Raw genomic sequence first — 9,509 nt, forward strand, 5'->3', positions numbered from 1 at the left:
GGAACGTTTCCCTTGCCGAGGGGCTAGAAGCCCAAGACCTCCAAAACCTTTGAGTACGTTTCCCTCAGCGTCTCGTCGAAGAACTTCTCTAGGGTGTAGTTGTACCACACTCCGCCGTTCTTGGACTTACCCAAGACTCCTCCCTCAATTTTCCTCCCTATTTCGTTAACGTCCTTGACATCAACCACATTCTTTAGACCCTTCTCTTGCACCACGGCCCTCGCGTCCTCCACGTCTTCGGCCCTCACGTAGGCTATTACCTCGTCCTCGCCGGCCTCGCTGGACATCGCCGTAAGTGCCTTCTCCAAGAACTTCTTGTACCTTTCAGTCCTCTTCTCGGCCTCTTCCACGGCCCTCTTTCGCGCCTCCTCTATCACCCTCTGGAAGAGCTCTTTCTTGCGTTCCTCTACTTTCCTCCTCACCTCCATGTCTATCGAGCTTTTCTCTGCGTTCAATTTGGTCTGAACGTCGGAGAGCAGCTTCTCTACGTCTATAATTGCCCTCTCCAAGAGCTCTTCCCTCTTTTCGTTGAGGAGCTTCTCCGCTTCCTTGACAGCCTCCTCCACTACGGTCTCTATCTTGACCTTAGCGTCCTTCTCTATATAAGCTGTTAAGTTCTTCACGTCCCCCGCGAACTCTACCTTCACCAAGGCTTCCTCCCCCTACTCTTGGACTTCGGATCTTTTTACCTCTCACCCGAAGCCCAGCGCCTTGAGCAAGACCTCGTTGGGGTCTAACTTGGGCGGCTTGTACCTCCTCCCCGGTATCAGTGTAACTACGGGCTTGGACACTTTAGACGATATGTCCTTCACCTCCTCCTCTATTCCAACGGCGACGTCGTTCGAGACCAACACCACGGCCGCGTCTGGGGACTTGAGCAGCTCCAACAACCTCCGCTTAGCTTCCTCCGGCGAACGCACTTCCACCACCGAGGCCCCCGCCAGCTTGAAGAGGGGGGCTGTGTCCGGATCCGTTATCACGTAGACCTTACCCTCCTCCAAACTTTCCTCCCGAGGTCGTTCCTCCTCCCTCTCTTAAGACCCTTCGAGCTTGCACTCGAGCCTCGCCTTCCCTAACGACCAAGCCGCCAAACCCTTGAGCAACTTAATCCACCAGTCCAAGGACTCGTAGGCCGAATCCCAGTCCGCCAAGAGGGCCGCCAGCCCGGCGGCCGCCACATCGGCCATCGGGGTGAACACGGCTACGTAAAATGTATATAGAGTTTTGTTGCCGGCCAAGTAGACGGCGCTGAGCCCGAGCAGCGCCGAGACTAAGTAGAGGCTCGCCAGCCACGCCGGTTTGTAGGCCCTCTTCCCCCTGAGAGGATAAAGGGCGAAGAAGGAGATTAGCCCGAGCTGTAGGATGGAAGGGTTAGTGTAGACGTAGAGCGCGGGGTCGACGTAGAGCGGGCTGGGCTGTTTGCCGGTTAGCCAGTCTAACGGGCTGGCCGGCGGGGGGCCTGAGGGCCGGGAGGTCAAGAACCATTTGACTCCTCCCACCAAGCGGGCGAGCCACTGTTCGAAGCCCAAGCTCAAAATTATTGGTAGCGAGAGGAGCGCTAAGCCTACCGCGAAGGAAGTCAACGGCCTGAGCGCCGAGCCCAGCGGGCTCTTGCCCCTCTCGTAACGGTAGACGTACGCCAGCGGTATGAAGTAGAACAAAGCTGTGTATTTAGAGTTGGAGGCCAACACGTAGAACAGCGTTGCGAGGGCCGGGCTCAGGGGGAGGGCTGCCAACGAGATGACCGAGAAGGAGGCCGCGTACCCATCGAGCATAGCTACCATAGACATAACCCTAAAGGCCTCGTCGAAGTAGAGTAAGAGGAGCGAACCCAGGGACAGTATCAAGCTCTTGGAGTACATGTAGAGCGCCACGGGGAGGACGAATAGGGCCGCCGTCCCCAGCGCTACTCCGGGGCGTCTCCAACTCGGGGGAACGTCGTCCCTCAACAAGCTGAGGCCAATTATGTACTTGGCCAGCGGAGGGTGTTCCAAGTTCAAGTATTTTAGTATACCCTTTTGGTCTGGGTACTTCCATCCGGGCTGAACCAAGGTTATGTTGAACTTCTCAGCGTCCATCATAAGCTTCTTTATGCCCTCGGTGGAGTTCCCGACCACGTAAGTGGCGTTCTCTATTTTAGAGTAGGGCTCCGAGTACTCTACTCCGTACTTTGAGGAATATAGGGAAATGAATTTAGTTAACGAGACTATGTCCTTTGCTTGGACTGTAGCGTTTGAAGAGTTGGGGTAAGCGTGGAAGACCTCCCTCAAGAGGTTCCTCGACGCCGACACGTACCAAACTTCGTCACTTATGTAGTTGTTTTTGAACGGCGGTTTATTTATGAATTCTCTGCCGAAGTTATAGAAGCTCAAGGAAAATATGAAGGAGAGAGCGAGCACAACGCCGAACTTGATCCCGTCCGCGTTCAAGCCTCCTCTTCCTCTTCCTCATCGATGTACTCCTCTTCGAGCTCGTCCTCCAAGGTCTCCTCCTCCAGTATGTAGTCCTCCTCTTCCAGCAGCTCCTCCTCTTCGAGCTCTATAAACCTCTCTTCGAAGGACACGCTCGGCCCCCTGACACGGCTCGCTCGAGGTCGAGATAAATTCTTGCCTCCCCAGCGCATTCGGGAAGCGTTCGTTGGGCGATCCGATAGAGGACATAACGAAGACATTAGCGGCGTTAACTGAACAGTACGGCCCCTTCGGGGTTTTCTTAATTTCCTTCGTAGGCAACGCTATACCTTACGCCACAGTCCCCTACTTGGCCCTAATAGCTGCCTTGGCTGCCCAGAAGAACTTGAGCCTCCCCGAGGCGGTCCTCTGGTCCGTCGTGGGCGGCTTGGGCGCGGCTTTGGGAAAGGTGGTAGTTTACTTGGCCGGCGTGGGCACGTCCGAACTGTTGCCGGAGAAGATGAGGAAGAATTTCGAGCTCTTCTCTAAAATAGCTCAAAGGGGCATATTTGTGGCCATTTTCTTGTTCGCCGCGCTGCCCCTCCCGGACGACGTCCTCTACGTCCCCTTGGGTGCGGCGAGATACCCCTTGACTAAGTTCTTCTTGGCAGTGTGGCTTGGCAAGATAATAATTACCTTCCTAAGTATAGCGTTCGGAAACGCGTACTCGAGGATAATGGAGGAATACAACGTAAGCGTCACTGAGAGCGTCATAACGCTGCTGGTGGTCACACTCTTAGTAATTGTAATAATAGGCAGAATGGACTGGATGAGGATAGCCTTGGCCCTCTCTCAGAGGGGAACTCTGCACGCCTTGTACGTTATGCTCGACGAACTCGCAAAGGCTATGGGCCTCAAGTGGTTGGCCAAAAAAACTTCACCGCTTCTTTCCAAACTTAAAGGAGCTGGTCACTAACACCTCGCTCTCGAATATCTTTATTGTGATCCACAACAAGATTCCGGTGGCGAGTATCATGGCCCCCACGCTTCCAGCGGACTCTATCAAAGCCCCCTTCAAGGCTTGGTCTATAGCCATGACCGCGTAGGTATGGGGTATGAGGAAGACGAGTGCTTTCCAGGGCATGGGTATGGTGTTTATGTCTGCGTACATGGAGTACAGAATTATTAGGAGCGGCACCATCTGTATCACTCCGCCCAAGGACTGGGCGCTCCTAACGCTGTCAGTCAACGCGGCCACGGGCATAAGCATCGCTGCCGTTGAAGCCACTACCATCAACATGACCACTCCGTGGAGTGCCACCGTAGGGAGGTCTATGGTAAGAGAAGTAATGATTCCTTTCTCCACCCCCAGGGCGACCATATCGGCTATTTGGGAATTGAGCGTCTGGATGTATAAGATCAGACCGACCACGTCCGCGACAGCCGCTATTAAGCCCAAAACCAAAGTAGCCGAGAACTTGCCGAGGACTATATTCCTCCTCTTAACCGGCGAAGCTAAGAGAGTTTCCAAGGTCTTCCTCTCCTTCTCACCGGCTACGGAGTCGCTAACGAATGCCAGCACCGGCGCGGAGACGTAGAAGACTGAGAACAAGAGGAGCTTCGAGCTCATCAGTTTACCCAGTTGTACCTTGCTTATTGTCTCGCCAGTCGGGCTTATGTACTGGGTCCTCACCCTCAAAGGGTTTAAGACTGCTTCCGGAGTCGCTCCTGTGGCATTACAGCAAGCCAAGAGGACTTGGGCCCTCTGGGCAGCAATTTGGGACGAGATGGTCCTCAAGGCTTGTATTATGCTCTGGTAAACGGTAGTAGTTCCGACGCCCACCCCTTTGCTGCTCGCCTTGTAGTACACAATCACGTCAGTTACGTTGAACTTTGTAGGATCTACGGTTAACAGCTTAATGCTGAAGTCCTCCGGTATGATTACCATCACGTCGTAGTTCTTTACGTTTTCTAGGCTCTTAACGACGACTACTCTGGTTGACGGGTTTATTTTCTTTACCGTTTCGTTTATCACTTTCACTACTTGATCCCCCAAGTTAATCTTTTGGGACTCAAAGGGGAGCAGTGGCTGAAACGAGAGAAGGGGTACCTCCGCCCCTTTGTCTTGGTTTACTATTACCACCGTCAATGGGACCGTCCTCAGCGCGAACGCGAGTAGCTGGGCCATCAAAGGGAGCATGAACGCCGGCAAGAAGACCGCAGTGAACAGAGTCTTTCTGTCTCTGGATAGGTCCTTGAGCTCCTTCCACACGACGGCCTTAAGTTGCACTCTCCCCCACCTCTGTTGCCTTCACGAAGGCCTCCTCCAAATTTTTGGCGTTAAATTCGTTCTTCAAGTCCTCGGGGGAGCCGACGGTCACTATTTTTCCGTTAACTATAAAAGCAACTCTGTCACACAAGTACTCCACCTCAAGCATGTTGTGGCTCGAGAGTATCACGCTGGCCCCGGTCTTCCTTACGAACTCCTTTATACTGGACCTTACCTTGAGGGAAGAGTAAACGTCCAAGCCCGAGGTGGGCTCGTCGAGCACCGCAAGCTTCGGACGGACCATTAAGGTTCTCGCCAATGCTAGCCTTCTCCTCATGCCTTTGCTATAGGTCTTTGTCAAGTTATGTATAGCATCTCCCAAGTTGGCCATCTTCACTCCCTCTTCTATTGCCTTTTCCCTCTCCTCGGGGTCGTCGAAGTATACCATTGCGAAGAACTTGAGGTTCTCGTACCCGGTTAACCTCAAGTACACGTCGCTTTCCTCGGGCAGGTAGGAGATCATCTTCTTAACTTCATCCTTCTCCCTCACGACGCTCTTCCCGTAAACTAGCACGTCACCCTTATCCGGTTTGAGTATTCCCGTTATTATTCTCAAGGTTGTGGTCTTCCCGGCGCCGTTTGGCCCCAAGAGGCCGAAGATCTCCCCCTTCTTCACCTCGAAACTAACACCCTTCAGTATGGTCTTTTTACCGAAGGATCTCCAGATGTCCATAACCTCGACCGCTGCCAACCCTCAGCTTCCGGGGCCGGGAAGGTGGTAAACCTACAAGTACTTTACTATGTTGAAGAAGGTGTCCCTCTGCGCGGGCAGCCTCCCGGAGGTCCTCGCGTAATGGGCCAACTCCTCCAAGGTAGCGTAGCCATCGTGTGGTTCGGCGGACCTAAATATCTTCTCGCTGAACGCCGTGCCCACCAAGTCCGAGCCGCCGAAGTTGAGTAGAGCTGAGGCGTACTTCTTCCCGTACCCGACCCAGTAGACGGATATGTTGTCTATGAAGCCGCTGAGCACTATCCTGGAGATGGCGACCACCTTAGCGTCGTAGACCGCCGGGGCTTCGTGCCTCACTAACCCTCTCCTCCAGAGCTCCGTGTTCCCGGGCTTGAACTTGAGGAGGATGAACGTGAGGAACCCCCCAGTCTTCTCTTGCAGTTCCCTTATCCTCATCAAATGCCTAATAATGTGCTCCGGCCTCTCTACGTGACCGTAAAGCATAGTAGCGTTGGTCCTTATACCCAATTCGTGTGCTATCTCAATGGTCCTCAACCACTCCTCGGCAGTCTTGGCTGGAGCTATTACCTTGAGGACTTCGTCGTCCAACACCTCGGCCCCGCCGCCGGGCATGGCGTCGAGCCCGGCCTCCTTCAATCTCTCCAGCACCTCTTTGACGCTCATTTTATTTATCTTGGCCAAGTAGTTTACTTCCGTGGCTGTTAAGGCCTTTATAGTTAAGAAGGGCCACCTCTTCTTCACTTCAGAGAAGAACTCTTCGAAGTACTCTACCGTAAGCTCTGGAGTTACTCCCCCGACCACGTGGAGTTCCGTGGCGCCCAGCCATACGGCCTCCGCGGCTTGCTTCAGCATCTCTTCTATTGAGAGAAAGTACGCTCCCTCCTCCCCCTTCTCCTTATAAAAGGCGCACAGGGGGCAGCGGTAGACACAGACGTTAGTGTAGTTTATGTTGTAGTTAGCCACGAAAGTAACTATGTCCCCGACGGTCTTCTTCCGGAGCTCCTCGGCCATCATGGCCAATTCGTACAGATCTCGATGCCACAAGTCCAAAGCCTCCGAGAAGCTTGGGGGGTCCTTTGGCGCGTTCAAAACCTTTTGACCCGGAGCCCCGTACCCGAGGGAGAGGTTTTCAGCGATGAGGGTTGCGGGACCTAGTCCGAGCGGTGAGGAGGTGGACCGGCCCCGAGCTCAGACCTCTATGTCCCTTACTCTGACCTTCAAGTACTTCCGCGGGTCGGTGATCTTACCCTCCACGGCGCTGGCTGCGGCCGTGGCGGGGCTGGCCAAGTAAACCTTGCTGCTCCGGTGTCCGCTCCTCCCCCTGAAGTTCCTGTTGGTCGTGAATAACCCTACCTCGTCGGGCCCTAGGACGCCGTAGTGCGCGCCCACGCAAGGGCCACACGTACCGAAGGTGACCAGACAGCCGGCCTCCGTGAGGACGTTCACGTAACCCTTCTTGAGGGCTTGTACGTACACGTTCCTCGAAGCGGTTATAACAATGCACCTAGTGCCGGGGGCCACCTTCTTCCCCTTCAGTATCTTGGCGGCTACCGCCACGTCTTCAAGCCTCCCGTTAGTACAACTACCTATGAAGACTTGGTCCACCTCTAAGCCCTCCACCTCGCTCACCGGAACGGAATTGGCGGGGGAGTAGGGCTTAGCTACCATCGGCTCTATCTCGCCCAGATCGTAGGTGAACTCGTCCTTGTAGTGAGCTCCGGGGTCGGGGAGGGTGAGCTCCGGCTTGGGCACGCCCCTGGCGCGACCCTTTACGAACCTCATCACTTCCTCGTCCGCAGGCATGAGACCAACCTTGGCGCCCATTTCAACTACCATGTTGCTCACCGTTAGCCTAGAGTCTATCCTCATATCTTTCAGACCGTCCCCGAGGAACTCGGCGCTCATGTAGGTGGCACCGTCCTCCTTTAAGTCGCCTATTATTTTCAGTATCAAGTCTTTACTCATAACTCCTTCTCTGAACTTACCGGTTAAGTTGAACTTGAGGGCCTCAGGCACCTTGAGCCAGATCTTGCCGGTCATTATAGCTATGGCAGCGTCTGTAGAACCTACGCCGGTGGCGAAGGATCCCAAAGCGCCGTAGGTAACGGTGTGGGAGTCCGCCCCGACGAAGACGGAGCCGGGCCACGCCCTCCCCTCCTCTACCATCACTTGGTGACATATCCCAGTGCCCACGTCGTAGAGGGTGCACTTGTGTTTCTTACAGAACTTCCTCATCTCTATGTGAAGCTCCGAGGTACCGGGGTTGTTGCTGGGGGCAGTGTGGTCTATCACGAACGCCACCTTCTCGGGGTCGAATACCCTCTCCTCCCCGAACTTCTCTCTCATTACCTTTATCGCCAGGGGCGCTGTTCCGTCTTGGGCCATGACGCCGTCCACGTCCACGACTACCAATTCTCCCGGGCTCACCTCCTTACCGACCTTAGCCCCTAGTATCTTCTCTGCGATTGTGCTCGGCAAGGTATTTCCCCAAAGGGGTTTTGGGAGAGGGATAAGTGCTTTCCCCCTACGGGACTAAAGGTAGGACGCCGGCCGGGAGGGCCTTGAGGGTCGCCACCACCTCCGGGGAGGCCTCGACCCAAGAGCCCCTCTCCTCGTCCCACTGGAAGACCTCTACTTTACCTCTTCGGAGGTGGAGCTTCACTTTTATTGTCTCGAAAGACCAGCCGTGGAACCCCACGGGCTTGGGCATCTCCAAAACCAAGCTCCTGCGGGAGGACTTGAGGACCCGAAGCCTCCTGAGCACGAACTTCAAACGGGCCACCGGCGCTGAACTTTCCGAACGCCTCCCTATTCTCCTTTTTGTTTATTGTAGAGAAAGCGTGAAACTGAAAATATTTCTAACTTTAAGAGATGGCGGGTGAGGGCTTGAGGTTGAACAAGAAGGTTGAAGCAGAAATAGCTATAGCGGCGGTCGTGATAGCCTCTGCTATAGTAGGCTTCTTGGCCTACAACTACGGCAAGGGCTCTGCCAAGTGTCTTTACCCGACTGAGAGAAGCTCGGTGTTGTTGAACTTGTTCGGCAAAGTAACGGTGGTGCCCCCCGGCAAGGAGGTGAAGGGCGACTGGGGGAGGGCCTACTACGAGTCCCGCTGTAACGAGGCGGAGCTCGAGCTTGAGTTTAAGTCCGGCTTGAAGATACACATAGAAGGTAAGCCGAACGGAAACTTGTTGGTGACCAGCGAGTTCAAGGGAAAGAAGTGCACAAAGGAGATAGAGGCGGTCCCGGTACTACCGTACGTGGCGATCACAGCTACTGTTAACAGGATACTGATAAGCGCGTACGGGAAGATATTGATGATAAATTTACAACCGGAACTGAGCTGTACGATAGCGGAGACCGTCGGGGGGCGATGAAGAGGGTCCGGTCTTTCGGACCGGTGAAGAGCTGCCGGACCCCTCCCGAGCCTTTTACTCTATCCCTATCACCACCTCCGGGAGCTTGTCCTTCGGTGCGCCCAGCCTTTTCGCTATCAACTCCTTGAGCTTCTCCTGAATTTCCTCCTCGCTTACAGTGGGCTTCTTGGTCTCGGGGTCTACGCTCAGCACCTTTAGGCTCCTCGCTATCTCAGGTACATACTTGAGGAAGGTTATCATCTTCTCTGCGAGCTCCTCCTCCTTTCTCTTCTTAATTATAAACCTCTTCAGCCTCCTGGCAGCCTCTTGCAGAGCCAACTTGATCTCGGCCTCTATCTCCGGAACGTCGGCTATGGTATCCTTGCTTACGTCCTTGAACGGGACCTTGGTGCTCGCGACGTGTACCAGAACTACCAAGGGAGCCGGGAAGGAGACCTCGTAGTTCTTCCAGTTAAGCTCACTAACCACCTTCCAGCTAACGTCGTTCCTCTCGTTGTAAAGAAGGGGGGTCTTGTTAGCGTACCTTAACAGAACCGGGGCGTCCGAAGGCGGTATTTCGCCGCCGTAGGCTATTCCAACCTCCACTACAAAGGGGTGGCCGGAGTAGGACGAGGGCCTCCTGCTCACGGCGGTGACGAACTCGGGGTTCAGCGTGCTCTTCAGACCTATCTTTATCAGCTTCTCCCCTATGGGGGAGAGAGCCTCCTTGCTGGGGGCCTTGTAC

Annotated in this window: 11 protein-coding genes and 1 pseudogene; 2 read left to right on the forward strand and 10 right to left on the reverse strand. The window is 54.6% G+C overall.

Going from position 1 to position 9,509, the window contains the following annotated elements; genetic code table 11:
* Positions 1-23: 23 nt before the first annotated feature.
* Genes AC1HCZ_RS02370 through AC1HCZ_RS02385 form a run of 4 tightly spaced genes read right to left on the reverse strand, consistent with a single transcriptional unit; the run spans position 24 to position 2,563 of the window.
* Positions 24-647 carry a V-type ATP synthase subunit E gene (locus tag AC1HCZ_RS02370; protein WP_479461957.1) on the reverse strand — a complete coding sequence of 208 codons (624 nt, stop codon included), beginning with the start codon at positions 645-647 and terminating at the stop codon, positions 24-26.
* A gap of 45 nt (positions 648-692) precedes the next feature.
* Positions 693-1,001, reverse strand: a complete 309-nt coding sequence (locus AC1HCZ_RS02375) for a V-type ATP synthase subunit F (RefSeq protein ID WP_479461945.1) — start codon at positions 999-1,001, stop codon at positions 693-695.
* Positions 1,002-1,034: 33 nt separating this feature from the next.
* Positions 1,035-2,429: a hypothetical protein gene (locus tag AC1HCZ_RS02380; protein ID WP_479461946.1), complete on the reverse strand. Its 1,395-nt coding sequence runs from the start codon at positions 2,427-2,429 to the stop codon at positions 1,035-1,037.
* Positions 2,426-2,563, reverse strand: a complete 138-nt coding sequence (locus AC1HCZ_RS02385) for a hypothetical protein (protein WP_479461947.1) — start codon at positions 2,561-2,563, stop codon at positions 2,426-2,428. Before AC1HCZ_RS02385 ends, AC1HCZ_RS02380 begins: the two co-directional genes overlap by 4 nt.
* 74 nt (positions 2,564-2,637) lie before the next feature.
* On the opposite strand from AC1HCZ_RS02385, the gene AC1HCZ_RS02390 reads away from it, so the two are divergent.
* On the forward strand, positions 2,638-3,366 hold the full coding sequence (locus tag AC1HCZ_RS02390; RefSeq protein WP_479461948.1) for a VTT domain-containing protein: 729 nt from the start codon (positions 2,638-2,640) through the stop codon (positions 3,364-3,366).
* On the opposite strand, the gene AC1HCZ_RS02395 is transcribed toward AC1HCZ_RS02390, so the two are convergent.
* The 5 genes from AC1HCZ_RS02395 to AC1HCZ_RS02415 form a co-directional block, all read right to left on the reverse strand.
* The gene (locus tag AC1HCZ_RS02395) at positions 3,328-4,680 is read right to left on the reverse strand and encodes an ABC transporter permease (protein ID WP_479461949.1); all 1,353 of its coding nucleotides are present in this window, start codon (positions 4,678-4,680) and stop codon (positions 3,328-3,330) included. The genes AC1HCZ_RS02390 and AC1HCZ_RS02395 overlap by 39 nt on opposite strands.
* Positions 4,670-5,410: an ABC transporter ATP-binding protein gene (locus tag AC1HCZ_RS02400; protein ID WP_479461950.1), complete on the reverse strand. Its 741-nt coding sequence runs from the start codon at positions 5,408-5,410 to the stop codon at positions 4,670-4,672. Before AC1HCZ_RS02400 ends, AC1HCZ_RS02395 begins: the two co-directional genes overlap by 11 nt.
* Before the next feature lie 33 nt (positions 5,411-5,443).
* Entirely contained in the window at positions 5,444-6,499 is a 1,056-nt protein-coding gene (locus AC1HCZ_RS02405; protein ID WP_479461951.1) for a radical SAM protein, read from the reverse strand.
* A gap of 99 nt (positions 6,500-6,598) precedes the next feature.
* A complete protein-coding gene (locus AC1HCZ_RS02410; protein WP_479461952.1) occupies positions 6,599-7,888 on the reverse strand; it encodes a 3-isopropylmalate dehydratase large subunit in 1,290 nt (429 codons plus the stop codon).
* 46 nt (positions 7,889-7,934) lie between these two features.
* Complete coding sequence (locus tag AC1HCZ_RS02415; protein WP_479461953.1) at positions 7,935-8,183, reverse strand: hypothetical protein; 249 nt, start codon at positions 8,181-8,183, stop codon at positions 7,935-7,937.
* 113 nt (positions 8,184-8,296) lie between these two features.
* On the opposite strand from AC1HCZ_RS02415, the gene AC1HCZ_RS02420 reads away from it, so the two are divergent.
* Positions 8,297-8,785, forward strand: coding sequence for a hypothetical protein (locus tag AC1HCZ_RS02420; protein ID WP_479461954.1), 489 nt, complete (start codon positions 8,297-8,299; stop codon positions 8,783-8,785).
* A gap of 54 nt (positions 8,786-8,839) precedes the next feature.
* Here AC1HCZ_RS02420 and AC1HCZ_RS02425 read toward each other — a convergent pair.
* Positions 8,840-9,509 (reverse strand): annotated as a pseudogene (locus tag AC1HCZ_RS02425) (DNA topoisomerase VI subunit B); the annotation flags it as partial.

The organism is Ignicoccus sp. (genome assembly GCF_056435145.1).